At 62.3% G+C, this 26,769-nt stretch carries 23 protein-coding genes and 2 tRNA genes; 15 read left to right on the forward strand and 10 right to left on the reverse strand.

The window, feature by feature from the left end:
* Positions 1 to 53 precede the first annotated feature (53 nt).
* Both OJ996_RS17215 and OJ996_RS17220 read left to right on the forward strand, forming a co-directional pair.
* A complete protein-coding gene (locus OJ996_RS17215) occupies positions 54 to 497 on the forward strand; it encodes a hypothetical protein (protein WP_264514877.1) in 444 nt (147 codons plus the stop codon).
* A complete protein-coding gene (locus tag OJ996_RS17220; protein ID WP_264514878.1) occupies positions 494 to 739 on the forward strand; it encodes a hypothetical protein in 246 nt (81 codons plus the stop codon). Before OJ996_RS17215 ends, OJ996_RS17220 begins: the two co-directional genes overlap by 4 nt.
* Here OJ996_RS17220 and OJ996_RS17225 read toward each other — a convergent pair.
* Positions 736 to 1,746, reverse strand: a complete 1,011-nt coding sequence (locus tag OJ996_RS17225) for a methyltransferase (RefSeq protein WP_345783794.1) — start codon at positions 1,744 to 1,746, stop codon at positions 736 to 738. The two genes, OJ996_RS17220 and OJ996_RS17225, sit on opposite strands and share 4 nt — an antisense overlap.
* A 94-nt stretch (positions 1,747 to 1,840) precedes the next feature.
* Between OJ996_RS17225 and OJ996_RS17230 the strand changes: the two genes are divergently transcribed.
* Positions 1,841 to 2,650: a class I SAM-dependent methyltransferase gene (locus OJ996_RS17230; RefSeq protein WP_264514880.1), complete on the forward strand. Its 810-nt coding sequence runs from the start codon at positions 1,841 to 1,843 to the stop codon at positions 2,648 to 2,650.
* A 480-nt stretch (positions 2,651 to 3,130) separates the two neighbouring features.
* Here the strand turns inward: OJ996_RS17230 and OJ996_RS17235 are convergent, their stop codons facing one another.
* Positions 3,131 to 3,793: an NAD(P)H-dependent oxidoreductase gene (locus OJ996_RS17235; RefSeq protein WP_264514881.1), complete on the reverse strand. Its 663-nt coding sequence runs from the start codon at positions 3,791 to 3,793 to the stop codon at positions 3,131 to 3,133.
* Positions 3,794 to 3,880: 87 nt separating this feature from the next.
* On the opposite strand from OJ996_RS17235, the gene OJ996_RS17240 reads away from it, so the two are divergent.
* Positions 3,881 to 4,765, forward strand: a complete 885-nt coding sequence (locus tag OJ996_RS17240; protein ID WP_264514882.1) for a LysR family transcriptional regulator — start codon at positions 3,881 to 3,883, stop codon at positions 4,763 to 4,765.
* 10 nt (positions 4,766 to 4,775) lie between these two features.
* On the opposite strand, the gene OJ996_RS17245 is transcribed toward OJ996_RS17240, so the two are convergent.
* On the reverse strand, positions 4,776 to 5,372 hold the full coding sequence (locus OJ996_RS17245; RefSeq protein WP_264514883.1) for a DinB family protein: 597 nt from the start codon (positions 5,370 to 5,372) through the stop codon (positions 4,776 to 4,778).
* A gap of 76 nt (positions 5,373 to 5,448) precedes the next feature.
* On the opposite strand from OJ996_RS17245, the gene OJ996_RS17250 reads away from it, so the two are divergent.
* The 7 genes from OJ996_RS17250 to OJ996_RS17280 all read left to right on the forward strand — a co-directional run bounded on the left by OJ996_RS17250 (position 5,449) and on the right by OJ996_RS17280 (position 10,200).
* Entirely contained in the window at positions 5,449 to 5,820 is a 372-nt protein-coding gene (locus OJ996_RS17250; RefSeq protein ID WP_264514884.1) for a winged helix-turn-helix transcriptional regulator, read from the forward strand.
* Positions 5,810 to 6,424 carry a Pr6Pr family membrane protein gene (locus OJ996_RS17255; RefSeq protein WP_264514885.1) on the forward strand — a complete coding sequence of 205 codons (615 nt, stop codon included), beginning with the start codon at positions 5,810 to 5,812 and terminating at the stop codon, positions 6,422 to 6,424. The genes OJ996_RS17250 and OJ996_RS17255 overlap by 11 nt, the downstream gene beginning before the upstream one ends.
* A 67-nt stretch (positions 6,425 to 6,491) precedes the next feature.
* A complete protein-coding gene (uxaC, locus tag OJ996_RS17260; RefSeq protein WP_264514886.1) occupies positions 6,492 to 7,892 on the forward strand; it encodes a glucuronate isomerase in 1,401 nt (466 codons plus the stop codon).
* Between the two features lie 99 nt (positions 7,893 to 7,991).
* Positions 7,992 to 8,555 (forward strand): hypothetical protein, encoded by a 564-nt coding sequence (locus OJ996_RS17265; protein WP_264514887.1) that lies wholly within the window; start codon positions 7,992 to 7,994, stop codon positions 8,553 to 8,555.
* Between the two features lie 33 nt (positions 8,556 to 8,588).
* A complete protein-coding gene (locus OJ996_RS17270) occupies positions 8,589 to 9,695 on the forward strand; it encodes a lactonase family protein (protein ID WP_264514888.1) in 1,107 nt (368 codons plus the stop codon).
* 98 nt (positions 9,696 to 9,793) lie between these two features.
* A tRNA-Lys gene (locus OJ996_RS17275) sits at positions 9,794 to 9,869 on the forward strand.
* Between the two features lie 118 nt (positions 9,870 to 9,987).
* Positions 9,988 to 10,200, forward strand: coding sequence for a hypothetical protein (locus OJ996_RS17280; RefSeq protein WP_264514889.1), 213 nt, complete (start codon positions 9,988 to 9,990; stop codon positions 10,198 to 10,200).
* 78 nt (positions 10,201 to 10,278) lie between these two features.
* Here OJ996_RS17280 and OJ996_RS17285 read toward each other — a convergent pair whose 3' ends face one another.
* Positions 10,279 to 10,719, reverse strand: a complete 441-nt coding sequence (locus OJ996_RS17285; RefSeq protein WP_264514890.1) for a hypothetical protein — start codon at positions 10,717 to 10,719, stop codon at positions 10,279 to 10,281.
* Positions 10,720 to 10,879: 160 nt separating this feature from the next.
* On the opposite strand from OJ996_RS17285, the gene pyk reads away from it, so the two are divergent.
* Entirely contained in the window at positions 10,880 to 12,283 is a 1,404-nt protein-coding gene (gene pyk, locus OJ996_RS17290) for a pyruvate kinase (protein ID WP_264514891.1), read from the forward strand.
* Positions 12,284 to 12,407: 124 nt separating this feature from the next.
* On the forward strand, positions 12,408 to 18,077 hold the full coding sequence (locus OJ996_RS17295) for an FN3 associated domain-containing protein (RefSeq protein WP_264514892.1): 5,670 nt from the start codon (positions 12,408 to 12,410) through the stop codon (positions 18,075 to 18,077).
* A 13-nt stretch (positions 18,078 to 18,090) separates the two neighbouring features.
* Here the strand turns inward: OJ996_RS17295 and OJ996_RS17300 are convergent, their stop codons facing one another.
* From OJ996_RS17300 to OJ996_RS17320, 5 genes are all read right to left on the reverse strand, one after another.
* On the reverse strand, positions 18,091 to 19,743 hold the full coding sequence (locus OJ996_RS17300) for a hypothetical protein (protein WP_264514893.1): 1,653 nt from the start codon (positions 19,741 to 19,743) through the stop codon (positions 18,091 to 18,093).
* A gap of 32 nt (positions 19,744 to 19,775) precedes the next feature.
* Positions 19,776 to 20,618 carry a 4-(cytidine 5'-diphospho)-2-C-methyl-D-erythritol kinase gene (gene ispE / locus OJ996_RS17305; RefSeq protein ID WP_264514894.1) on the reverse strand — a complete coding sequence of 281 codons (843 nt, stop codon included), beginning with the start codon at positions 20,616 to 20,618 and terminating at the stop codon, positions 19,776 to 19,778.
* The gene (locus tag OJ996_RS17310) at positions 20,615 to 21,352 is read right to left on the reverse strand and encodes a laccase domain-containing protein (protein ID WP_264514895.1); all 738 of its coding nucleotides are present in this window, start codon (positions 21,350 to 21,352) and stop codon (positions 20,615 to 20,617) included. Before OJ996_RS17310 ends, ispE begins: the two co-directional genes overlap by 4 nt.
* On the reverse strand, positions 21,349 to 21,810 hold the full coding sequence (locus OJ996_RS17315; protein ID WP_264514896.1) for a MarR family winged helix-turn-helix transcriptional regulator: 462 nt from the start codon (positions 21,808 to 21,810) through the stop codon (positions 21,349 to 21,351). The genes OJ996_RS17310 and OJ996_RS17315 overlap by 4 nt, the downstream gene beginning before the upstream one ends.
* A gap of 146 nt (positions 21,811 to 21,956) precedes the next feature.
* Positions 21,957 to 22,385, reverse strand: a complete 429-nt coding sequence (locus OJ996_RS17320; protein WP_264514897.1) for a hypothetical protein — start codon at positions 22,383 to 22,385, stop codon at positions 21,957 to 21,959.
* 127 nt (positions 22,386 to 22,512) lie between these two features.
* On the opposite strand from OJ996_RS17320, the gene OJ996_RS17325 reads away from it, so the two are divergent.
* Positions 22,513 to 22,603, forward strand: a tRNA-Ser gene (locus OJ996_RS17325).
* Positions 22,604 to 22,754: 151 nt separating this feature from the next.
* Positions 22,755 to 23,951: an MFS transporter gene (locus tag OJ996_RS17330; RefSeq protein ID WP_264514898.1), complete on the forward strand. Its 1,197-nt coding sequence runs from the start codon at positions 22,755 to 22,757 to the stop codon at positions 23,949 to 23,951.
* Here the strand turns inward: OJ996_RS17330 and OJ996_RS17335 are convergent, their stop codons facing one another.
* The gene (locus tag OJ996_RS17335; protein ID WP_264514899.1) at positions 23,952 to 26,759 is read right to left on the reverse strand and encodes a discoidin domain-containing protein; all 2,808 of its coding nucleotides are present in this window, start codon (positions 26,757 to 26,759) and stop codon (positions 23,952 to 23,954) included.
* Positions 26,760 to 26,769 lie beyond the last annotated feature (10 nt).

The raw sequence follows: 26,769 nt of genomic DNA on the forward strand, positions 1-26,769 counted from the left end.
CAGCGGATGCTAGGATTGGGCCGACCAGCCGTTCCCCACACCCACCCCGGAACATGCCAAACCCAACTATCTGCCCTGTCCTGACGGACGAGGGCGAAAAGGTCCTTGCGAAGGTGCAACGCGTGAACCAGCGATGGATCGTCCACGGCAAGCTGCGCGACAATGCCAGCGCCTATCTGGACCATTTGGGAAACACGGACACGGACCGTCTAGAGCGCTCATGCGAACTGGCGCTGCATATGGTTCACTACCAAAAGGCGGAGATTCTTCGCGATCCCAAGCCGCTGTTCTATGCCGGCCTCTTCGCCGGTTCCAGCAAGAGCGAGATCGACCGGTTCCTCAAGGGCCACCCCATGACCCGCGCCATCAGCCTCTTGCAACTCGGCGACCGGAGTGGTCTTGCCGACCTGCAGGGCCCCGGGCGGAAGCTGGCCGAGAACCTGGCAGAAGAAGTCCGGATCGAACGATCCAAGTTCCTGGCTGCGGGCAGCCGATGAACTGCCCGAACTGCCATAAGGTCCTCTACTCGCGGCAAAGGCCCTGCGAGCATTGCGGGGCGCCTTTGCCCGAAGAGCTTCGTTTGCCCGAGGATGAGATCGCGAAGCTCAAGCAAGAGCGGGAGGAATTCGACGCCCGTCTCGCGAAGATGCGGAAGGAGGCCGCACAGGATGAGGAAGAACGAAGGACCCGCTTGAGCAGCTTCATTCCTCCCCGATCCCTGCCGCCACCGGGTGCCTAGGCTCCTTTGATCCCTACTACCATCGAGTCCGGACCCACCAGATGCTCCACACGGCACTCCGTAAACCCGGCTTCTTGCATCCATCCGATGCAGTCCGCCCCGGTGTAGTCGAAGCCGCCTTGGGTCTCGATCAGCATGTTCAAGCTCATCAGCAGGCCGAAGGCGTTCTGTGATCGATCATCGTCGATTATTGCATCGTAGATCACCACCGCGCCGCCTGCGGGCAAGGCACGATAGGCTTTCTCCAGCAGCATCTTCTTGGTCGGCAAATCCCAGTCATGGAGGATATGGCCCATCAGGATCACATCGGCCTGCGGTAACTCGTCCTCGAAGAAGTCCCCGCTGGTGAAACTTACCCGCCCTGCCAGCCCCAAGTCTGCCATGTAACTTTCGAAGATCGGCTTCACCGGGGGCAGGTCGAATCCCGTGCCCTTCAGATGAGGATTCGCCAGCGCGATCTGCGCCACCAGATCGCCCTGTGCCGTACCCACATCCGCGCAAGTCCGGTAGCGTTCCCACGGAATGCTCCGTGCCATCGCAAGATTCGCTCCGCGGCTACCGCCAGTCATCGCACCGAGAAATCCTTTCAAGCCTTCCTCGCTCGCATAGAGCGCCGCGAAGGGATCGCCTCCTTCGCGCACTTCATTTTGCGGCTCACCGCTCCGCAATGCCGGAATCAAGTGATCCCAGAAGCCGTATAGCCGCTTGCTCGCCATCTCCAGAATCCCCCCGATATATGAGGGCTTGGCCCGATCGAGGAAGAGGTCAGGCTCCGGAGCATTCCGGTAAATCCCATTCTCGCGCTGTAAGAATCCCAGCGCCACCAGCACGTCGAAGAAGTCCTTCGCACCCCGCTCTTGGAACCCGAAGCGCCGCTTCAGCGTCTCGAGATCCGCGGGACTCTCTGCGAGCGCGGTAAAGACGCCGAGTTCGACGGCGGCGAGAAGGGCTTTCGAGGACCAGAAGCTGGTCCCAACCTCGAGGATACGGTCAGGGGTTAGATCCATACCAACATTCATGCCCGCATCCGGCGCTTCCGGCAATGCACCGAAAGGTGACTTGGGGGTTGGCATCCGGGCGAGTCCCGGCAAAGAGTCGGGCATGAGTCGTGTTGCCTTGCTCCTGGCCCTCGCCTGCGCTGCCGCCATCGCGGGTTGGACTTTCCATCAGTCCGCGGAGGACCGGAAAACCGACGACAGCCCGGGCACCGCCACCAGTGCACCGCAATCTTCAACTGAAACTCCTTCCCCCACCCCGGCACCCGCGCCCGTCCATGTCGATTACACGGAAGGCCCCGCCTCACCCGATGGCATCGGCAAGTTCTTCCATGGTCGCGAGATCTCTCAGGTCATGGGCCATCCCGCCATCGGCTGGCTGGAGCGCGGTGAGCGCGAGCAGGAGGAAGCTCCTAGCAAGGCCATCGCCGCCATCGACCTGAAGCCCGGCGATGTCATCGCGGACATCGGTGCCGGCTCCGGCTACTATAGCTTTCGTATTTCGCCGAAGATCCCGCAGGGCAAGGTCGTCGCCGTCGACATCCAGCCGGAGATGCTCAATTTCCTGAAAGAGAAGTCCGCCGAACTTGGCATCAGCAATGTCCAGCCCCATCTCGGCAAGATCGACGACCTGATGCTCCCCGAGGCATCCCTCGACGCAGCCCTCATGGTGGATGCCTACCACGAGTTCTCCCATCCGCGCGAGATGCTCGCCTCGCTCCACAAGGCGCTGAAGCCCGGCGGGCGAATCTTCCTGCTGGAGTTCCGGGGGGAAGACCCGAGGGTGCCGATCAAGCCCCTTCACAAGATGACCGAGGCTCAGGCACGGCTGGAATTGGAGTCCGCGGGCTTCGAGTTCGTGTCGAATCTCCGCCCGCTTCCTTGGCAGCATTTCATGATCTTCCGACGTCCCTAGGAACCGGGCCCGGAGAGGCTGGAGTGATAGGAAATTGGAAAGCACCATGCTTCGCTTTCCAAATGGGTCGGACTACCAACACCGTTGGTTGCCGGGAGGAGACCGCTTGCCCGTCAACCAAGGCACATGCGGAATAATTACTTCCTAAACGCAAAGATCATAACCCCACGACCAACGATGATGCCGCTTGTCATGATCAGCGCCAGCATCGGAATCACCAGCCATGGAATTTTATAGAGATCTGCTATAAAGCCGATTACACCACCAAGAACGAAGAGGATAATCCCGACAATAAAAGTCTTCCGCCTCATAGTCCAGAGCCCGTAGTTCTTGAGGTTGTTCGAAGTCTTCTTAATCGGTCGAGCACTTTTTCAACCGGCGGTCCGTCCTTGGAGAAGCCTCGTGATGGGTTGTGTTTGATGCCGCCTACGGTAAAACTAGAGGCGGCGTGGGAGCGCTTATCCGCGCCATCCCCGGTGATCAAATATAGACCAGAGCATCCTCCTTCGCGAAGCGCACCTTGGGCAGCTCCGCGTAGGCATCGGTCGCGGCCCGATATCCGAGCGGGCAAACCACCACGCTGCTCAAGCCCTTCTCCTTCAAGCCCAGAATCTCGTCATATTGTTCGGACGAGAAACCCTCCATCGGGCACGCATCGATTCCCAGCAAGGCCGCGCTGGTGAGGAGATTCCCCAACGCAATGTAAGCTTGGCGTGCCGCCCAAGCCTGGCGGGTCGGCGCGTCCATTGCATTTACGATTCCTCCCAGGAGCATGCCGCGGAAACCAGCCAAGGACTCGAGCGACACGCCGCGGATCTCCGCGATGCGCTGGATATGGGCATCGACCTCGCCTTCTCCGAAGCCGGTCTTTGCCGCGAAGACGACAAGGTGCGAGGCATCCTTGACCTGCTCCTGACCGTAGGACACGGGCACCAGCTTCTCCCTCAGCGCGGGATCCGTGACGACCACGAATTTCCACGGTTGCAGGCCACCACTCGAGGGTGACAGCACCAAGGCTTCTTCCAAGGCGGACCAATCTTCCGCGCTGATCTTACGCTCCGGGTCGAATTGCTTGGTCGCATAGCGCCAGTTGAGGCGTTCGATGAGACGGGCGGGAGTGATACTTGTTACGGGGCTGCTCATAGGTCCTCACCCTAACGAGGATCCGGATCGCCGGGTAACGTTCATTCGGCATTGCCGTGATGCAATCCTTGCATCACCATCGCTGCCGTGCTCCTGCAGATCCGATCGTTCCTGACCGTCGTCGAGGAGGGCAGCCTGCATCGTGCCGCCGCCCGACTCAACATCTCCCAATCGGCCTTGTCCCGTCAGGTTCAGGCGCTGGAGCATGAGTTGGGAGGCCCGCTTCTGGAGCGCAGTTCGACCGGTGTCATGCCCACCATCGGGGGACGGGCACTCGTGAAGCGCATGGCATCCTTCCTCGCGAATTACGATGCGAACCTTCAGGCCGTTCGCCGGATCATCCGCGGCGATGCCGGGGAGCTGCGCATCGGCTATCTCGCTTCCGCCTTCCACGAGCACCTCGAACCCAGTCTCAGGAAACTGCGGCGGCTCTATCCGGATACCAAGGTGAAGCTGCTCGATCTCTTCCCGGGGGAGCAGATCACCGCATTGCGCAAGGGTGAGATCGACCTCGCCTTCCTCGAGGGCAGCGCGGCTCTCTCGCGGCGCGATTTTCAGATGAAGAAGGTCGCGGTGCTCAGGTGTTTTGTCAGCCTACCGGAGGATCACCCCCTTGCTTCCAAGAAGAAGGTGAAGATCGCCGAGCTGAGAACGGAGACTTTCATCGTGGGCTCGGAGAACGAGGTCCCGGGCATTCGCAGCCGCTTGGTCCGCTTCTGCCGGCTTCACGGGAACTTCACTCCGAAGATGATCGAGATTCCCGGCGGCATCGCCGAAGGGTTCTCGGCGGTCGCGAACGACGGTGCGGTGGCCCTCCTGCCTGCCATCTTCCGGCGTCACAAGCGCCCGGGGATGATCCTCGTCCCAATCGCCGATCCCGGCGCCACCTGGGAAATGGTGGTGGCTTGGCAGAAGAGCCACAACGCCGAGTCCTTGCTGGCATTGGTTGATGCCCTGCCGTCGGCGGAGTAGCCCGCGTGCCCTAGGCTGGAGAGGCCAGCACGGCCTCCAATTGCATCCGGTGGATCTCGTGATGCTGCACGGCGACACAGAACCAGTGGTGAGCATCCAGTGGCCCGAACCACGGATGCGGATGCTGGATCGTACCGCAAAGGCTCTCCGCCTTCCCGAGAAACTTGGCCCACGAGGCCGTCGTGTCGCGAAACAGATCGAGGCTTTCGGGTCCGGCATCCGGTGACGGCTTCACATCGGCCGGGCCGCGGCTCTGCCCGGGTAGCTTTCCGACCAGCAACCCATGAACCAGCATCAGCACGCCACGGTCCACGATCGCGAGGTGCTGCACGATCATTCCCGGCGACCAGTAGCGACTGCTGTCTTCCATCCCGGGGACCCGCTCCACCAGCACCCTCCTGCGAAGCCTGGCTTCATCCAGCCCGGTCACGAGTTCCAGTATCGCCCCCGCTCCCGAGAGGAAGTCCGCCAATGCCGCGTCCCGGTCATGAGACGCGGCATACCGCACCAGCCCCATCCTCACCACGCGCCGCTCTGCCTCCGGCAGGCCTGCACCCGGCTTCTCCAGAGCTGCCTGAATCGCTTCCTCGTCCCGTTCTTCACCCATGGCATTTCACTTGCGATTCGCAAGCCACATCACCCATGCTTGCATTACTTTTACTTTGCAAGTTATTTTACCTGGCATGAGATCAGCCGCCCGCCGTTCCCCATGCCCTCTGGCCTGCGCGCTCGATCTTTTCGGGGATCGCTGGACCCTGCTGCTGATCCGCGATCTCTTCCTCGGCAAGCAGCGCTACGACGAGTTCATGTCGTCCCCCGAGGGTATCGCCACGAATATTCTGGCGGATCGGCTGAAGCTCCTCGCCGAGCACGGACTCGTGAAGCGGATCCCCGACAAGGAGGACAAGCGCCGCTTCCTCTACCAGCTCACCCCGCGTGGCAGGAGCACCCGCCAATTTCTGCTGCCGATGATCCGCTGGGGGCTGGCACAGTGCAAGGGAACGCGCACGATGGGCGGCAGCTTCCCTGAACCCGGCCCCGAGCATGAAGCCTGAACAGGTCTTCCGCATCATCATCATCGCCGCCGGCCTCGCCGGTCTAGTCCTGCAATTCCAGATCAGCACCGGCATGCTCGCGGCCCGCGGGTTGGGACTGGGTGCCACTCTCTGGAAGCTCTCGGGATACTTCACGATCCTGACGAACGCGCTGCTGGTGCTGGTCCATGTGCTTTGCCTGCTGCCCTCCGGATCGAGATACCGCAGCGCCCCCGTCCAAGGCGCGTTGCTGCTCTACATTCTCGTTGTCGGGGTTGTCTACGTGGTCCTGCTCGCGAATCTCTGGAAGCCGGAGGGCAAGCAATGGTGGGCGGACAACCTGCTCCACCGCGTGACCCCGCTCCTCCAACTGGGATTCTGGATCGCTTTCGTCCCGAAGGATATTCTGCCGTGGCGGCAGGCGCTGCCGTGGTTGGCTTGGCCTGCAGCCTATCTGATTTGGACACTCGCCCGCGGCCCGGCCTATCCCTACCCCTTCTTGGAAGCCGACCGTCTCGGCTGGCCGCGCACGATCTTGAACTGCCTGCTTATGACGGCCGCCTTCTCAGTCGGAGCCCTCGCGATCATCGGTGGCGGACGAGCGCTCGCCAAGAAGCCGGGTTAATTTGTATGACAACTCATAAAGGATCGGCTTGCGGTGCATCGCCATCCTGCCATCCTCACGGAAATCCATGGCCTACCTCGACGACGAATCGTTCCTTCTCCATTCGCCGACCGCACGCCGCCTCTACCACGAGGCCGCGAAGGATCAACCCATCTTCGACTATCACTGTCACCTCTCCCCTGCGGAGATCGCCACCAATCATCGCTGGGATAACCTGGCGGACATCTGGCTCGGCGGTGACCACTACAAGTGGCGCCTGCTCCGCGCCAATGGCATCGACGAGGAATACATCACCGGTTCGGCAAGCCCGCGCGAGAAGTTCCAAGCTTGGGCGGAGACCGTTCCCTACACCCTGCGGAATCCCATCCACCACTGGACCCATCTCGAGCTACGCCGCTACTTCGGCATCGAGAAGCTCCTGAGTCCGGACACGGCCGATGAAATTTGGGAAGAGGCGAACGCCAAGCTCGCCGAAGCTGACTTCTGCGTCCACGGCATTCTCGACAAGTTCCAGGTGAAGATGGTCGGCACCACCGACGATCCCGCCGACCCGCTGCGCCACCATGAGACCATCGCGAAGAGCGGCATCGGCACCCAGGTGCTGCCGACCTTCCGCCCGGACAAGGCCTTCCAAGTCGACCAACCGAAGGCCTTCGACGCGTGGATCGAGAAGCTGGAAGAGATCACCGATACCAGCATCCATCACGTCTCCGATCTGCTGCAGGCGCTGCAGAAGCGCCATGACGCCTTCCACCAAGCCGGCTGCCGCCTTTCCGATCACGGGCTCGACCGCTGCCCCGCCCTGCCTTGCGACGATGCGGACGCTTCGATCATCTTCGACAAGGCGCGCCGTGGCATCCCGGTAACTTCCGAAGAAAAAGAGAAGTTCTGCTTCTTCCTGATGGTCTTCTTCGGCCAGCAGGATGCGGCCAAGGGTTGGACCAAGCAGCTTCACCTCGGACCCTTCCGCAATGTGAATCCCCGCATGTTCGGCCTACTCGGGCCGGATGCGGGCTTCGATACCATCGGCGACGAGCGCCAGGGAGCCGCCCTGATCACCTACCTCGGCACGCTGGCCAACCGTGGTGCCCTGCCGCAGGTGATCCTCTACAACATCAATCCGCGGGACAACTACCTCTTCGCCGCCATGACCGGGGCCTTCCAAGACGGCACGGCACCAGGCAAGATCCAGTTCGGCTCGGGCTGGTGGTTTATGGATCAGAAGGACGGCATGGAGATGCAGCTCAACGCGCTCTCCGCCACCGGCCTGCTCTCTCGCTTCGTCGGCATGCTGACGGACTCGCGCTCCTTCCTCTCCTTCCCGCGTCACGAGTACTTCCGCCGCATCCTCTGCAACCTGATCGGCACCGAGGCCGACCGCGGCGAGCTGCCGGATGACTTCGAGGCGCTCTCGAAGCTGGTGAAGGACGTGTGCAGCGGGAACGCGCAGCGTTACTTCGGCTTCTGAGCGTTCCTGAGCCGCGCCATGCTCATCGCCTCCTGAGTCTTCGGGGCGATGAGCCTGCAAGAAAATTGGAAGCTGGCCGGAATAGGGCTATGGTGACGGATGCATCCATTCCGAACCATCCTCTGTTGCTCTCTCATCGCCGCGTCTCCGTCATTCGCCGCAGACGACAAGGCCGTGCGCATTCCTTCACCGAAGGGCGATCTCGTGCTGCTGGTGGAGCAAAGGACCACAGGTGCCGACACCGTGAAGCTCGAAGGGGTTTCCGGGAAAGAGTTCCTGACCTTCGCGGTGGATGATGAGTTAAAGGAAGGCGAGGTGAAGGACGGGACCGTGCTGTGGAGCCCGGCGAGTGATGGGGTGGCTTTTGCCGCCGGGAACAAGTCGGTGATTCAAGCCTTCGCCTTCGTAAGAACCACGGCGGGTTGGAAGCCGCTGAAGTTGCCGGCGCCCAGCGCTGAAGGAAAGGCGTTGGAGAATCCCCACGTGCAGCCCGCGAAATGGCAAGGCAAGCAGCTCGTGCTGACAATCTCCGGCCCCCACGGCGGCCAAGCGGCAGCCGGGACCTACGCCGGAACCATGACCGTGGAAGTCGATCCGGAGGCCGGTGTCGCGAAGAAAATCGAAGAGAACATCTCGGTGAGTAAGAACGCGGAAAGCCGTTGAATGTCCGGCCGCACGCATGGCGTAGTGATGGGGATGATCAAACCCGCACTCCTTTTGTTCGCGCTATCGCCCTTGGCCTTCGCCGCACCCCAGCGTATTGCCATCGGCACGAATACCGGTGGCAGCGGCAAGAGCGAGGGCATCTACCTCTCCAGCTTCGACCCGGAGACGGGCGCATTCGAGGACGTAAAGCTCGGTGCGAAATATCAGGGCCCGGGCTTCCTGGCCCTGCACCCTTCCAAGCCGCTCCTTTATTCCGTCGGCCGCTCCGAAGCACATCCGAAGGGCAGCATCGCTGCCTTCCGGCTCGGGGAGACGCTGGAATTTATTAACGAGGCATCTTCGGGGGGCCACAATCCCTGTCACCTGGCCGTGAACGAGAGGGGTACCGCGCTGGCCACAGCGAACTATAGCGATGGCAGCACGGCGATGCTTCCGATCAACCCCATGGGCGGAGTGGAAGCGCCGGACTTCGTGAAGCGGATCGAGGGCACCGGCCCGCGCAAGGACCGCCAGGAAGGCCCCCATGCGCATGGCGTCTATTTCCGCAGCGGATTTCTCCACGTGCCGGACCTCGGCTTGGACAGAGTGCTGAGCTGGCCGGTGGAAGAGGGATCCGCCAAGCCGGTGAAGGAAGATCCGGGCTCCTGGTCCTCCGCCCCTGGTGCCGGACCTCGACACATGGAGTTCTCACCCGACGGCCGCCATGCCTATGTGGTGAATGAACTCGATAACACCGTGAGTGCGTGCAGCTACGAGGCGAAGGAGGGCAAGTTCACCACGCTCCATAGCATTACTACCCTGCCGGAAGGCTGGACCGGGAACAGCACCACGGCCGAGATCTCGGTGCACCCGAATGGCAAGTTCGTCTACGCTTCGAACCGGGGCCACGACAGCATCGCGGTCTTCGCGCGCGATTCCGCGTCGGGCAAGCTGAGCTCGGTCCAGATCGTTCCCTGCGGCGGCAAGATTCCCCGCCACTTCACGATTTCCCCGGACGGCAAGTGGCTGCTCTGCGCTCATCAGGACAGCAACACACTCTCCTCCCTGCCCCTTGATCCCGCCACCGGCAAGCTCGGCGAACCGAAGGCCACCACCGCTTGCCCGAACCCGATCTGCATCCTCTTCCTGCCAAAATAAGCGGCCTCCCCACGAGGCAACATTTCCCTTAAAATTCTCTTGCGCGGGGTCGGATCAAATGCATTCTTCCGGCCCCGCCGCAAGGCAGGTCACACAAAGCCTCGTTAGCTCAGTTGGTAGAGCAGAAGACTCTTAATCTTTTGGTCCTTGGTTCGAGTCCAAGACGGGGTACCACTCTCCTGAAAAACCCGCCGCGTCCGGCGGGTTTTTCGTTTCCAAGCGAAAGACAACGTGGAAAGAGCCGGCTGGATTGGAATCGCGCCGGATCTTGCTGTTAGATAAGATTGCTGACGTGGCTTATCTGCCCGGCATCGGTGTTCTTCTTTTCACCCTCTCCGATATCCGGCGGGGTGAAGCCAATTTGCTCGATAGCTTCCTAGGTGCTGACCTGTCGATCGAACGCAGCGGAAGCGGAATCCTGTTCTGGGGCGTGATGGTGGTTCAGCTCCTTATTGTCGCGGCGCTTCTTCTCGTCGGACGCCTGATCGAAGTCGCCATGAGCTGATCCCGCTCCGGAAAACAAAACGCGCCTTCCCGAGCACCGGGAAGACGCGTTCCTAAGCTACGGCTGTCGGAGGAAGTCTTATTTCGAGGCCTCTTCCATCTTCTTCGCGATGTTCATCTGTTTCTCTTGAAAGGCTTTCATCAGCTCCGGATCAGCGGCGATGATCGGCATGGCCGTGGTAAGCGCTGCGGTCATGCGATCGACCAGCGGCTTCATCTTTTCTTGGGTCTTGGCAATCGCCTCGGCATCCGGAGGAGTCTCTCCGGCCTTCTTGCCCTTCTCGGCGACCTTCGCGTATTTGTCGGCCAATCCGTCCATCTTATCGATGGCCTTCTTGGCGGAGTCCTTGTCCTTGATGCTTTCCAATAGCTCGCAATAGTCCTCGGTCACATCCACGGCGGATTCGACCGCCGATTCGGCGGCGGCCTCTTGGCGGGCCTCCTTTGAACAGGAGCTGAGCACGGTGACGGACGAGGCGGCGACAAGGGCGACAAACAACGGTTTGAGAAGTGGTTTCATGGTCCCGCACTAACAGATCGGCATTCCGGACTGTCAAACGACGAAAATGAATGAAATGCGCGCTGGCGGCCGGTCGAGGACCGGTGGCAGATCCGGCACGAAACATGCACGTCTCGCCGCTCGACTCCCCCGGGAGTCGCCGCCAGACTCCCCGCGCTCCATGTCTCGCAGAACCAAGATCATCATCACCCTCGGCCCCGCGACGGAGTCGGAAGAAATCATCGGCCAGCTCATCGATTTGGGAACCAACGTGTTCCGGCTGAACATGAGCCACGCGAAGCACGATTGGGCGCGCGAGATGGCGCGCCGCGTGCGCCGGGCGGCCGCGGAGCGTTCGCAGCATGTGGCGGTGCTCTTCGACCTCACCGGTCCCTCGATCCGCACCGGCGACCTCGAGAAGCCCTACGAACTGAAGATCGGGGATCTAGTGGAGTTCCGGAAGTCCACCGCCGAGGCTTCGATCCCGCTCTCCACCACGGTCAACTACGACGGCCTGATGGACGACGTGGCGGAAGGCCGGACGCTGGTGGTCGATAACGGCACCATGCTAATGCAGATCAAAACGCGGAAGGACGACCGCATCATCTGCGAGGTGAAGACGGCGGGCAAGATGGGCTCCCGCCGCCACATCAATCTTCCGGGCACGCGCCTGAACTTGCCCGCCCTGACGGAGAAGGACCGCGTCGATCTTGCGTTGGCGGTGGAATGCGATGCCGACTACATCGCCGGATCTTTCGTCCGGGATGCCGCCCATGTGCGCGAATTGCGCGAGGCGGTGGAAGCGCTGGAAGGCGGCGCGCAGATTGTCTCGAAGATCGAGGACCAGGAAGCGATCCGGAACATCGACTCCATCATCCAAGCCACGGACGTGATCATGGTGGCCCGCGGCGACCTCGGCACCGAGGTGGATTTCGAGGAGCTGCCGATCCTCCAGCGCCGTCTGGTGAAGCGTTGCCACGAGCTGGGCAAGCGCGTGATCGTGGCCACCCAGCTTCTGGAATCCATGATCCAGAACCCGACGCCGACCCGCGCGGAGGTAACGGACGTGGCCAACGCCGCTTACGAAGAGGCCGACTGTCTGATGCTCTCCGGAGAAACCAGCGTGGGCCTGCACCCGCTACGCTGCGTGGAAGCGCTGGTGAAGATCAGCATGCGCATCGAGCGCACCGGCGGCCTCGGCTTCGGCCAGTGCGTGCTGCTGCGGGATGAGCGCCAGAAGGCGGCCCGTGCGGCCTGCACGCTGGTGGACTCGCTGCCGGATGCCCGCCTGATCGTGCTGACCCGCCGCGGCGTGATGGCAAACCACACCGCCATGCTCCGCCCGCGCACGAATGGCTTCTATGCCTTCACCCCGAAGGACCGCGTTTGCCGCCAGCTCGCGCTGACCCGTAACATCGAGGCCTTTCGCCTGCCCTTTGCGGCGACCATCGACGAGACCATCCAGCGTGCGATCGAGATGCTCCGCCAAGCCGATTTGGTGAAGCAGGGCACGCCACTGGTGATCGTCTCCGACATTCTTTCCGACCACTTCGCCGCGAACTCGATCCTGCTGCATCACGCGTGAGGATGGGAAAAGGCTGAAGTTGTCAGACAGATTCCAGCTTGCCGCGAGCGGCGAAGCTGGTAAGGGTTTGGATTAGGGCTGCTGCCGTCGAGGCGCAGCCCTGAAAACCCAAGCCCAACCCTCGATGCTCGCGTTTCTCCGCTCGGCGGCATGGTCCATCGTGCTCTGCCCCCTGCTATCCACGGGTCCGCTCGCTGCTGCGGACCTGTTGATCGACTTTAACTCGACCAACCAGGAAGGCGGGCCGCACAACCAGAGCGGCTACCAGCCCTACAATGCGGGGCACGAGGTGGCGACGGACTTTCAGGCTGCCCGTTCCTACAGCGCCTTCGATACCACGGTGTCCCTCAAGGTCGCCTGGCCGGACACGTCGCTAAACCGGGTCCAGCAGATGATCGACCGGCCCGCATCGAACGATGCGAACTGGAGCGGCCAGAAGGTCGACCTCCTCACCGACTTCATCGGCATCGATACCCGGACCGGCGAGGGAGGCAATGGCAACTACAGCGGCAGCACCGGCCTGCCCACGCGGATGGTCTTCCGCCTCACGGGTTTACCCACCGGTCCCTATTCCTACCGCTCTTACCACCACGACACGGAACATGTGCACACGAGCTTCGGGGTGGAGATTTCGACCAATGGCGGCGCGAGCTACGGACCGGTGCAGGGGCCGTTCCAAGGGACGGACAGCACCGCGGGCGGCAATCCCGCATCGGTGCAAACCTACACCGGAAGCGGCAACCAGGATCCGGCGACGCTGCCTTCGACGGTGAACCTCAACCTGATCGCGCAGGCCGGGCAGGACGTCTTGATACGATACACGCCGTCCTCGAATGCCGCCGGACCGCATGTCCAGCTCTTCGCGGTGAACGGCTTCGAGCTCCGCGCGCTGACCCTGCCCAGCGGTCCCACGGACATCCAGCTCTCCGGCAGCACGGTCGCGCGCACGGCCTCGGAAGGAGTCACGGTCGGGCAGTTGACCAGCACCGACCCGACCCCGGGCGATACCTTCACCTACACGCTGGTGGCAGGAGAGGGCGCGGTTAACAACGCTGACTTCACCATCGAAGGGAACCGCCTCGTGGTGGACCGCCAACTGGCCGAATACGAAGGTGGCGACACCCTCTCCATACGCTTGCGCTCCACCGACGCGAACGCCGCGTGGTATGAGAAAACATTCGTCCTCCAGGTCGAGGATGACAGCGACAACGACGGGCTCGGTGATGATTGGGAACTGCTGCACTTCCAAGACCTGGATGAGACCGCCACCGGTAACCCCGACAACGATGGACTGACTCATCTGGAGGAACTGCAAGCCGGCACCCTACCGCTCGATCCCGATAGCGACGCCGACGGGCTGGACGACGGCTACGAGGTGAAGACCAGCTTCACGAATCCGCTCAGCGCGAATAGCGATGGCGATGGCCTGAGCGATGGCGAGGAAGTGCTCCAGTATCTCACCAATCCCAAGCTGAGCGACAGCGATGGCGACGGCTTCGACGACTCCTTCGAGATCCTCGCGAACACGAATCCGAACAACCCCGCCAGCCAGCCCCCCACCCCGCTGCCGCTGCGCATCAATGAAGTGCTCGCGAGCAACGAAACCGGCATCGACGACGGCAATGGCGACCGCTCCGACTGGGTCGAAATCTACAACCCGAATCCGCAGGCAGTGAACCTCGCCGGCTACCGCCTCACCGATAGCTCGCTGGAGCCGGGGAAGTGGGTGTTCCCCGCGGTCAGCCTGCCCGCGAATGGCTATCTCGTTGTCTTCGCCTCGGGAAACGGGAGTCCGGATGCACTGGGCCATCTGCACACGAACTTCTCGCTGGCGGCAGGTGGCGAGTATCTCGCGCTGAGCCGCCCGGACGGATCCATCGATGACCAACTGTCACCCGGCTTCCCCGCTCAGTTCGCGGACATCTCCTATGGCCGCAATCCCACCAGCGGAGCACTCCGCTTCTTCTCCCCGCCCACCCCGGGAGCCGCGAATGGCAGCGGCTATGCAGGCGTGGTGATGCCCCCGGTCTTCTCGGTCGGCCGCGGTTTCCACGATACCCCCTTCAATCTCACCCTGACCAGTCCGACACCGCAGGCTCAGATCCGCTACACCATCGACGGCTCGAAGCCCTCGGCCACGGCGGGAACAGTCTACACCGGCGGGAACATTCCGATCACCACCACCAGCAAGGTGCGAGCCGTCGCCTATCGCAGCGGTTGGTTCACGCCTCCCGTGCAAACGCACAGCTATGTGTTCGTGAATGCCGTCGCCCAGCAGCCTGCAAATCCACCGGGCTGGCCGAGCAACTGGGGCTACAGCTCGGATGCCGGCGCCATCGTGCCCTCCGATTACGAGATGGACCCGCGGGTCGTGAATAGCACGCTCCCCGGCTATAGCATCCGCGAGGCGCTGTTAGACATTCCCAGCGTCTCAGTCAACATGCCGCTGGCGGACTTCATCGAACCGCCGGGCGGGATCTACGCCAGCCCGCTGAACCGCGTGGAAAAGGAATGCTCGGTGGAGTATCTGCCGGTGGACGGAACCGAAGGCTTCCAAGCCGACTGCAAGGTGGAGATCCAAGGCAATGCCAGCCGCCGTCCCGCCCGGATGCAGAAGCATTCCCTCCGCCTCACCTTTAGCTCATCCGTGGGTATTCCGAAGCTGGAGTATCCCCTGTTCCCGAACTCGCCGGTCGACAAGTTCAACAAGCTGGTCCTGCGAGCCTGCTTCAGCGATAGCTGGGGATTGGTGAGCTGGGATGCACCGCGCTACCGGCCGAACGATGCCCAGTACATGCGCGATGTGTGGATGAAGCGCAGTTTCGGCGACATGGGCCAGCCGACCAGCTACGGGCGCTACGTGCACCTTTATGTAAACGGCCTCTACTTCGGCCTACACGATCTAACAGAACGCTTGGAGAACGACTTCTACGCCGAGCATCTCGGAGGCGAGACGGAGGATTGGGAAGTGAACTCGGACTTCGCCACCGGTGGCCCGCGCTGGAGCCAGATGATGACGATCGCGAACTCGGCGAGCATCTCCACGCCCGCCGGCTATCAGGCGATCTTGCCCTATCTGGATGTGGAGAACTTTGCCGACTACATGATCCTCCACTTCTACGCGGATGCGGAGGACTGGCCTCACCACAACGGCTATGCCGCGGTGAACAACGTCAGCGGAGACGGCAAGATCCGCTTCAGCGTCTGGGATCAGGAGATCGCACTGAACAAGTTTTCGTGGAACCGCTACAACCGCAACGACGGCAATCTGACCCCGGGCACGCTCTTCCAGCGCCTGCGCCTGAATCCCGCGTTCCGCCTCCTCTTCGCGGACAGGGTGAAGAAGCACCTCTTCGACGGCGGCGCCATCAGCCTTGCGAACAGCCAGAGCCGCTACCTCTCGATCGCCGCGCAGATCGACAAGGCCATCGTGGCGGAGTCCGCGCGCTGGGGCGACACCGCGGACAAGACACCCTACGGCAGCACCATCGAGCAACCGGTGCCCCTCAACAACGTCGAAGCCGACGCCTATCCTCCCGCGCCAAACCTAGGCGCACCGGGCGGAAACTTCTTCACCCGCGAAGGCTCGTGGCTGGTCGAGCGCGATCACACGGTGAACTATCACCTGCCGATCATCAATAGCAGCAGCGACAGCCGGGGACTAATCCAAGAACTCAGGGCAAACGGGCTGTACCCCGCGATCGATGCACCCGTCTTCAGCCAGCACGGAGGCATTCTCCCACCGGGCCAGACGTTGGCGATCACCGCCAGCCAAGGCGACATCTACTACACGGTGAACGGAGCCGATCCCCGCGATGCCACAAGCGGGAATCCAGCGGGTGGCAGCACGCTCTACAGCAGCCCCTTCGCGCTGTCCGGAGCAGCCACGGTAAAGGCCCGCGCGCGACTCTCCGACGGAACTTGGAGCGCCCTGTTAGAAGCTGCCTTCCAACCCACGGTGCCGGTTTCGCAATTCACTCCCGGCGGCACCGCGGCGTGGAATGCGAATGGCAACTGGACCAATCCGCCCTTCCCGAACAGCGCCGGCGCCCGCGCCCGGATCATGGCTCCCGCCCCGGTTAGCGGGGATCGCAACGTCGATCTCACCGGCCCGGTGCGCGTGGGCGAGATCACCTTCGAGCAAGGTGCGACCACGTTCCGCAATCGCGTCCGGGCCCAGAATGTCTCGAATCCGCTCTACTTCCAATCGACCCAGGGCGACAGCATGATCCGCGTGAACGGCACAGGCACCGGCTGGGCCGAGTTCGAGCTGGTATCCGAGTGCGTCTTGGAATCCCCGCTCACCGTCGAGGTCAACAACACGCTAGGCAGCGAGGAATTCGGCGCGCTGCGGATGAGGACCATCTGGAGCGGATCCGGTGGCCTGACCAAGACCGGCCCCGGCGAGGCTTCCCTAACAGGAGCAGGCAAGGCCTGGGAAGGTCCCACAATCATCAGCCAAGGAGTGCTGCAAGTCACCGAACCCGCCGCCATGACCGAGAGTTCCTCGGTCACGGTGCAGCCCGGCGGTCAACTCCGCTTGAGCTCCGGCGGGCTTGTCACGGAACCGCGCATCTACAGCTTCGGCGGCCCGCTTTACCTGAACAGCATGGGCCGTAGCGGTGTGACCGAGGGTGCCGGCATGGGCGTGCTGGGCGCGCTGCGCTACGATCCGGGCAATGGCGAAAACCGTGCGGTGGTGACCAACCCGATCGTCATCCAAGGACCGAGCGACCTGCATGTCGATGGCAGTGGCAACCAGCTCGAACTCAGCGGCACGCTATCCGGCAGTTTCGGCTGGGTGAAGAGCGGCGGCGGAGTGCTCAAGCTTTCCGCCCATAGCCCCGCCTACCTCGCCCCGGTGCAACTCGACAACGGCACGCTGGCCCTCAGCGGCAGGATCGGCAGCGCGGTCAACCTCGCATCAGCCGCCGTTCTCACGGGCAGCGGTCGCGGAGGAGACCTAACAGGCAGTGGCTCCGTGCAATTGGAGAACGAGATCCTGCGCGCCGACTCTATCGGAGGACTTCACCTGTCCGCAGTCTTCTCGCGCACAGGCTCTCCGGACTTCTCCCAAGCGGCAAATGCAGGGAACGGCACCTTGGTGGCAGGATCCATCACCGTTCCTCTAGCCAGCCTCGATCTTTACCTCGATGTCGCGGCACCCAGCCCCCGCCAGAGGTTCCAAGGTGGGCTCCTGCTCCCGCCGGGCAGCAACTGGAAGAGTGCTTTGATCGATCCCGCACCCCAGGTCTATCGGGCAGATGCCGCAGGACCGCATGTCTTCGGTGGTCGCACCTGGTCACTCCTTCCCGCGGCCATGCTCACGCGTGTTCCCATCACGGTAAATCTCGGCGAAGGCCTGATCGCGGCGGAGATTCTGGAGGTCCGCTTGGACGGGGAGCCAACCCATTTCGCCGCTTGGCAGGCCGGAGTCTTCTCTCCGACAGATCTTCTCAATCCGGCCATCTCGGGGGAGAACGCCGCGCCTTTCGGAGACGGGGTATCGAATCTCCTGCGATACGCACTGGGGGCGGGCAGTGGCCCGGTGGAGCTACCGCGGCTTGAGCGCGCCAGCTCAAGCTTCACCTTCCGCTTCCGTTACGATCCCTCCTTGTTCGACATCGTCTATCGCGTGGAAGCGACCAGTGATCCGGGCAACTGGATCAATGCAGCGGTGCTCTTCGATTCCTCGCAATCCACACTACAGCCGGGAATCGATGGCTGGCTCGCCGTCACCGATCCCGCACCGCCACCCGGCCGCCGCTTCTACCGCCTGCGTGTGGCCCGCTGAATCTTCTCTCTCCTTAGGAAACCGCCTGATGCACCACCATCTGCGGGAAGGGAATGTCCCACTCCTGCTCGTTGCAGGCATTCACGCAAGCAGTCTGGATCATGCGCTCCAAGGCCGCGTAGCGCTGCGCCGCCTCACCGTTAAAGTCCGCCAGGATGGCGTAGTCCAGCGAACTCGCTGCCGCGGCCTTGAACTCCACCTTCACCGACTTCACGAACTCCCGCCCCAACACTTCCACCAGATGCCGATGCACGGCTTCCTGGAGGATCTTCGGTATCTCCTCCGTGGCGGCGGCGCGATGACCGTAGCCGATCCCGAAGGTACTGCTGATCCGGAAGCCGCGCGAAAGATTCTCCGGGCATTGCTCCAGAAAGTCCGCGGTGGGATAGGTCTTCAAGCTTCCGCCCAGCCGCAAGATCACCACCTGCTCCGGCGTCTGCTGGATGACCTTGCCGAAGCAGCCGTCGTCCAGTCTCACCCAATCGTTCTCCTTGCTGGGAAACCACGGCTCTTTCGGTTCCGAGGGCCGGGAGTGCAACGGCAGCACATCCTTCACCGGCAGACGCATGGTCCCGCCGGTCAGGTCGGGATTACTAAAGTCGCAGTACATGTTCAGCGTATCCACCCGCCACGGGATTCCCTCGTGGATCAGCCGCTCGCCCTGGCGCACCGAGCCCAAGTTGAGGATCACCTTGATCTGCTCGATGTAAGGCGGCAGCGCGTGCTTCGAGGCCCAGAGGATGCCGATCACGAAGATGATCGTGATTGCGAGCATCAACCAGTCGCCCTTCAGGTAGAAGACCAGCGTGGCCGCGATCACCGCCAGCACCACCGCGGCTCCAGCCACGATCAGATCGGTCGAACGCGCCACCAGCCCGTTCCCGCGCTTGCGGTGGATCGGGCTGTAGCGGCGCACAGCCCGGTAAATCCGGCGGGTGGCGATGTAGACACCGATCGCGATGCCGAAAGCCATCAGCAGGTTCAGCCCCCGGCTGCGCCAGAAGTCGGTGAAGATCCCCGAGATCGCCTCCCATGCCGAGGGCGTGTTCTTCTCCCGCTCCTCGATCTGGCGGGTCAGCGTCTCGGTTTCGCTGGTCGCCTCATCCACCCGGCTGGCCCATAGCTTGCGCGTGCTTTCCAGCTCCTTCTTCACGTTGGGATCATCCGCCGCATCCAGCGCCGTGCTCGTTCGGCCCAGAGCCGCACGGGACACCTTCTCGCGTTCCACCCAGACCCGCAGTTCGGAGCGCAGCTCCTCCATCTCCCGCGGTTTGGACGTGGCTTCGCGCAGGCCGTTGAAGAGCGGCTTGAGCAGATCCTTGAACTCATTGTCGAAGCTCGCCTCCTCCTCCGCGGCGCTCAGATAGGCCTTCTCCTCCACCCCGCTGGCCACGATCCGGAAGTTCGCCCGCAACTGCTGCACCCGCTCGCGCTGCGCATCCACCCGCGTGGTGATCTCCTTCTTCGCCTCTTCTGTCGTCGCCTTCGCCAATTCATCCCGCAGGGCGGCGAGATCCTTCTCCGCATTCTGAATCGCGGGGACCAAGCTCTGCAGCGTCTCCAGATTCTTCGCCACGTCCGCCGGGGGAGGCAGGGCCTTCGGCTTCTTCTGCGCGAAGGCCGTCCCGATGATCAACAGGGCCGCGAGGACACGGAGGAAGGTCATGCCCGGCACGTTAGAGCCCGTCTCCCGCTCTCTCAACTGCCGATCACGCCGTCCCAGGACCAAAGGGTCGGGTCCAGCTCTTCCCTTGCTGCCCCGGCGATTCCCGGAGCCGCGACCGGATCCTCCAACACCGCGAACATGGTCGAACCGGAGCCGCTCATCAGGGCACCCGACACACCGGCACATGCCAGCAACCATGCCTTCATCTCCGCGAGGAAGAGATGTTTCTGGAAAACCGGTCGCTCGAGGTCATTGACCAGCTCCCCCCAAGGGAAAACCTGCGGCCCGTAAGAGATACCCGGCAGCTCCTTCGACTCCAGCCAGCGCTTGTAGGCATCCGGCGTCGCCACGCCGAAGGAGGGCTTGAGCAGAAGCACATGCAGGAACGGCGGCACTTCCGCAGCCTCAATCTTCTCGCCCCGCCCCGTGGCACGTGCCGCGGGCGGACCGAGGAAGAAAGGAATGTCCGAACCCAAGGTGGCGGAGATCTCCATCAATCGCTCCGTCCCCAGCGCATCACCATGGAGCCGATCCATCGCTCGCAGGGTGGCCGCAGCATCGCTGCTCCCCCCGCCAAGGCCGGCGCCATGAGGGACCCGCTTCTCCAAATGGATGGCGAGCGGAGTCGAGACGCCGCTGGCGGTGCGGTAAGCATCCCGCGCCTTCAGCACGAGATTCGAGCCATCCGCCGGCACCGTGGGGTCATCGCAGGTGAAACGATCCTCCTGCGACGCTGAAATCGTGAGCCGGTCGCAAAGCCCTGGCAGGCGAACCATCAGCGAATCGATATCATGGAAGCCGTCCTCGCGCCTCCGCACCACCCGCAGGGACAGGTTCAGTTTCGCCGGGGCCTCGATCACCAGTGCTTCGCTCATGCCTCGCGGACAATGAGCGCCAGCATGCGGCCCGTGCAGCCTTTTTCGATCCGGTAGCTGTAATGCTCCCGCAAATCGCAGGCGGTGTTCTCGCCCTGATCATGGAACTCCCCCACTCCGGCCTGCTCGGCCTGGCAGGCGATCTCCGCGGCGAAATCGATTTCATAATGTGGGGGACGGATGCAGGGACCGAGGACCACCACCACATTCTCAGGACGGGTGCCGAAGTTCTTCGTCATCAGGCCGATACCCTCTGCGAGAATCCCGAGCTCCGAGCCTTTCTTGCCTGAATGCAGTAGTCCGACCGCTCCCGTGCCGCGATCGGCTAGCCAGATGGCGCCGCAGTCGGCCACATAAATACCCAAGACTTCCCCGGGCTGCAGGGTGACCAGGCCATCGACTCCCGGAACCACCGGCAATCCATCTCCTGAAAGAATGGTGTCCGCTCCCGGGACTAGGGCGACGCCCTTCCCGTGAACCTGCTCCGCGCGCCACCAGCGCTCGGCTCCGAAGTCCCGCTTCACCGCGGCCTCGTGCAACGGGCGCAACCGGGCCAGGGTTTCCTCCCGGTCGGTCGTGGTTTCGACCCCTTCGATACGACCGATCCAGCCCGCGCGGAAACCCGCGAGCCGGTTGATCGGATCAAGAAAAGAGAGCGCCCCCGTCACGGGCACAAACCGTGACGGAGGCGCGATCGATCCGCCTAGGGGTATATCGGCGGCCTCGTCGCTCACGCGATAGCGCGCGCCCGAATGGCACGCTTCGTGTGCTCGACGGCCTCTGCCTGGTCTTCGTCCATTTCGGACAGAATTCCTGCGAGGTCCGCGGCGATTTCCTTCCGCATTTTACCGACCAGGTCCACACCCTTATTGGTGATGCGAACCATGATCTTGCGGCGATCCTCCGCGGCGTGGACGCGCTCGACGTACCCGAGCTTTTCCAAACGATCGACGAGGCCAGTGGCCGCGGCGGTCGAGTGTCCCATCTTCTTAGCGATATCCGACATGGTCAGATATTCTTCGCTAGAAAGGTAGGCGAGGAGGAAGAACTGGGGGAACGACACGTTGCCTTTGTTGAGTTCGTTTGACAGGTTCAGGATACAGCTGCGCTGCGTGAACAGGACGAAGTCAGCGAGGCGATCTGCATCGGCATGCAATGAGGCGCTTGCGGCGCCCGAGGTGCTCAGTTTCATGGCTGGTTGTAGTATTCATCTTTCGGGACATGTAAGGGAGCACAGCCTTTGCGAGGGAGAACCTAACAAGGATGCTGGACTGTAAGCAAGACCAAATTTCAAATTTATCGCCTAACACTCGGGATTTGCGGCGATCTTTTTGAAATTCATGGGCTTGCAGGGTCCTCTTCCACTGCTTTTGGCGTTTCAAGCTGTGGCGGGGGAGCCCCCGTTGTTGCAGGCTCATCGGTGGCCACGGCCTCCTCCGATCCTGCTACGGGGCGATAATATACTGAATCCCCGACCTTCGCTACTCCTGAACGAATATCTGCCGCTAAAAATTGTCCCGACTTCTCCCCCGTCACCGCCAGATTCGCGGTACGTCCTTCACTACCAATCCCCGACAGCAATCCCCCGTCCGGAACTTTCCAAGCCCCGTAAGCTTCGATCAGGACGAAATCCGCTCCGGAAGGCGTGGAGGCGACTCTGCCGACGAGCTTTGGCCGGGTAGTCTCCTTCGGTTCTTCTTTCTTCTCGTCCTCGAACAGCGAGCAGGAGGAGAGTAGGCAAAGGACGGGCAGGAGGAGCAAGCGCATGCCTTCATAGCGCCATGGCTTCCCTGCCGAATTCAAGCCTGCGAAAAACTGGCAAGATTCCTCCGCGGGATAGTTGACGAAACTCTCCGGCTGTGTGCAGCCTCCCCCCGCGCGACGCAAACTCCGAGGATCGGTGGCTGAGTGGTCGAAAGCACACCTTTGCTAAAGGTGCATACCTCAAAAGGGTATCGAGGGTTCGAATCCCTCCCGGTCCGCCAGTTTGATTTTCAACTGGTTTCTTCGATGAAGGGGCGTTTTCCCATCAACGACGTCCTGATCACCTCACCACGCGGACGAATTACGGGCAGGGCTTGCGCATGGGCCGGTTCGGTGCGACGGAGGCGGCGCGCTCAAACGAGCGCTTGAACCATGGAATCCGGCCGAGGCGTCTCCGAACGCACCCTCTTGCTGCTGCTCGCCTGCGTGCAGTTCACCCACATCATGGATTTCATGGTGATCATGCCGCTGGGCCCTCAGCTCATGCGCGAGCTGAACATCACTGCGGCACAGTTCGGTCACATCATCTCGGCATTCGCCATCACCGCCGGCGTGGCAGGCTTGGCGATGTCTCCCTTCGCGGATCGCTTTGATCGGAAGAAACTGCTGCTCGTGTGCTACGCGGGCTTCACCTTGGGCACGCTGGCCTGCGGACTCTCCACCACGCCGGACATGTTGATGATCTCGCGTGCGATGTGCGGCGCCTTTGGCGGCATCAGTAGCGCCACCCTCCTCACGATCGTCGGCGATGTGGTTCCGGCAGAGCGTAGGGCGCGAGGCATGGGCATCATCATGACCGCCTTCTCCGTGGCGGCGGCACTCGGCGTGCCCTTGGGGCTGAAGCTGGCACAGTGGTGGAAATGGGAAGCTCCCTTCCTCGTGATCGCCGCGGTGGCCAGTCTCGTGTGGGTCGCCCTCATCATCATGCTCCCACCGGTAAGAGGGCATCTCAACCGTGAGGGAACGGATCACCGGAAGGATTTCCTAAGCTTGTTGAAGAACCGCAACGCATGGACCGGCATCGCACTGATGATGGTTTGCGTGATGGGACACTTCATGGTCATCCCTTACCTTTCGCCGTATCTCGTCGGAAATGTCGGCCTCGCCGAGAATCACCTCTTCCTCGTTTATCTGGTGGGAGGCGTGGTCACGATCTTCACCGGACCGCTGGTCGGAAAGCTCGCGGACCAGCACGGACGCTTCCGGATGTTTACCATCCTGATTGCCTTCGCCTGCCTGATCATCTTCCACATCTCGACCTCCGGACCGCTGCCGCTCTGGCACATCTTGCTCAATTCGGCGATCTTCTTCATCTTCGCCAGCGGGCGCTTCATTCCTGCGCAGGCGATGATCTCCCTCGCGGTTCCATCCGCGCGGCGAGGTGCCTACATGAGCTTGGTCTCTTGCGCGCGGGATCTTTCCTCCGGGGTGACCGCGGCGATCGGCAGCGCGATCGTGGTGAAAGGCAGCGGAGGAGAGATGCAGCACTTCAACCGACTCGGCCTCCTGGCAATCACCATCAGCCTCGCCAGCATCTGGGTCTTCCGCCAGGTGAAGGTCGCGGAGTGATCAGGGCTTGCTTCCGAAGATTTCCACGTCCGCGATGCGGGCGATGGAATCGCTGCCCGGATTGCTGATGCGGATGCGAAGGTGCTTTGCATCCTTGGGTTCAAGATCGAGGTCGGACACGTTGTCCCGGTTATCTTCGTGGGCGGCCAGTTGCTTCCATTCCTGTCCGTCCGTACTGGATTCCAAGACAAGGCTGCGAGTGTTAAGCGAGGGATCCATGCCGCTGTCACCCGCGTGACGGATGACGACACGCTTGAGCTGCCGATTCATGCCGAGATCGAATTGGGCGGTCTGCTCGCCGGGAGAATCCGCGGTCCAAAGCGTCGCCGCGGTGCCATCGAGGAGTTCCTCCGGCCCCTTGGTGTCGGGTGACATCGAAAGGTTGTGAGCGAGACCCTTCGCTTCGTTGTGGAGGTTGAAGTAGTGGTCGGCGCGGACGAACTCGACCTTGCCGGGGAACTCCCGCTCCATCTGATCGCGGAGTTCGATAACACGGTTCGCACGCATCTGGCCCCAGACATCGACTTGATAGGAGAGGAACAAGGGCGCAGCCCCATCCCAGTGGCGGATGTTACGGGAAAGCGAGCCGACGATGTGCTCGTAGGAGCCGGTGTAGGGGATCTGGAGTTTGTCGAAGGGCACGCGGTCGTTCTCGACGCTACCGGCGACGGAGGGCTGGTCCTTGAAATTCTGGACCGTGGCTCCGTAGAGGTTGCGGCAATTGCGCTCATAGGCGGCACGCAAGGGTGAAGAAGCGTCGTCCCAGATGGTGACGACACGCAGACCGGAGCGCTGGAGATAGGTCTCCGTCATGCGGGTGTAGCCATCCATCATCGCCGGATCCTTCAAGGACTCGCCCAGCGGAGCACCGGGTTCGATGAGCGTGTTCGTCGGCATGAGGTAGCCCATGCCGGAGGGTCCGGTGACGAAGCAGTCCTGCGGCGTGGCACTGCCGTAGTAGTAGTTCATGATCACCGGCGCGATGTCCACGAGGCCGGGAGCGATGGTCCAGTTCAGCGGAACTTTGCCGCGATCGCCGGAGATGCGGTCCCAGTTCCGCCGCATGGCGTGCTGGTTGTATTGGATGTTGTCTCCATCGCTGATGAAGATGGCGACATAGACCTTGTTTTGTAGCGCGGGCTTCTTGGGGACGGCGGGGATCTTGATCTTGTGATCGGTGCCGGCGAGGACGCTGGCATTCATGAAGTGGTCGGAGGGCATGGTGCCGATACCGAATTCGGACGCGGTGGTGATGCCGGTTCGTTCGGTGGCGTACCAGCCGAGGGCGATGGCGTCTCCGGCCTTCATGCCGGCGAAGAACCTGCGGAGCAGGTCCCGCTCCTCCGGGACGCGGGTATCGAGCCAGACGACAGCGGCGCCCGTGGCGGCGGCGATGTCGCGAGTGTGGTGATAATCTCCCCCACCCCGCTCGTCGTGAGGCTTGGAACTGAGGATGATGCGCTTCTCCGACTTGGGCCAGTAGTGCTCCAGCATGTGGCCGTAGATCTCTAGCGGCGTGGTCAGCGTGAGTTTGGTCAGGTCTTCGAGGACCTTGAGATCGATGCCCGCCTTCTTGATCTCTTCATAGATCGCCGGGGTGACAGGGATCGCATTGAGCTGCGGAGCGAGGGTTCCGGCGAGATTGCGGTAGTGAGGGCTGAGGTCGGGATTGTAGAGGACGACGCCGTCGATCTCGGCGGCGTATTTCGCCAAAAGGTCATGTTTTGTCTGTGGCGCGAACATTTTCCGGTCGAGGCCGGCGGTCTCCAGCCAGGTGAAGGGGCCTTCCTCGGAACGGCGGTTGGCGAGGAAGAGGCGGGGCTGCTTGCGGTTCACGCGGCCTTGGAGGGCGGAGAAGGTGATCTGCTCGTCCTTCGAGAGGTCCTGGATCATGATCGTGTCCTGAACCGGGGCCGGGGTGGCGAAGGTCGGGATGGCCTGCCCCTTGGGCCAAGCAAGGCCCTCGCTACGATTCGAGACCTGAGGGTAAGCGAGATAGCGGTTCGCGGGTTCCGCAGAGGACAGCCCGGCGAGGGCAAGCAGGAGAATGCTTTTTGACAGATCAATCATCGTTGGCAGATGAAACGACGTAGATGGAGCGGACCTTTCGTGCAAGCGCGTCAGCGGGTCGATTCGGAGATGAGAGTGCGGAGGGCAGCGATCACTTCCACGACAGGGATGGACTCCTGTTCGAAGTCCCCTTTCCGGTTTCCGCGCCGGATGGCGTCGAGCTGGTGATGGAGCTCTTTGAAGTTCATTGGCGCCCGTGAGGCGCTCCAAGATCAGGAGTTCTTCGGGGCTCAGCAGCGGTGCTGACTCCGAAGGGCGAAAGTCCATCAGGAAGGGCCGGACCTCGCGCCCGGTCTTCGCGCGGAGATCGCGGAGAATATCGAAGCCTGCGGGATCGGTATCGCCGAAATGATGGAAAGGCAGAGCGGCGGGCAGGAGGGAAAGGAATTGCAGCGTGGCGGAGCCGGGAAAACTGGTGAGGACCAAGAGAACGCCGGGATTGCGCTTCGCGAGTTCGAGGAAGACATCCTCGTTCTCCACGGTGAGGCAGAGCGGGGCGCTGGTGTGGAGCGAGGCACCGGGAAGATTCGCGGCGGAGAGAGTGTGCGGAGCGGGAAAAGCGGAGAAGTCGAGCAGGGCCTCCCCACGTGCAAGGAGCAGCGGGCCTTGGAAGGTAACGGAGCGGGGCTTGGGGAGAATGCCGAAGTCCTCGAAGGAAGCGTGGCCGGTGATTTCGCTGAGCAGGGGTAACAGGCGGCCCTCGAGGGACTGGAGCCGCTTGGAATCGCCGCAGATCACGGAGCTGGCG

Origin of the sequence: Luteolibacter rhizosphaerae, assembly GCF_025950095.1 — a bacterium.
GTDB classification, from domain to species: domain Bacteria; phylum Verrucomicrobiota; class Verrucomicrobiia; order Verrucomicrobiales; family Akkermansiaceae; genus Haloferula; species Haloferula rhizosphaerae.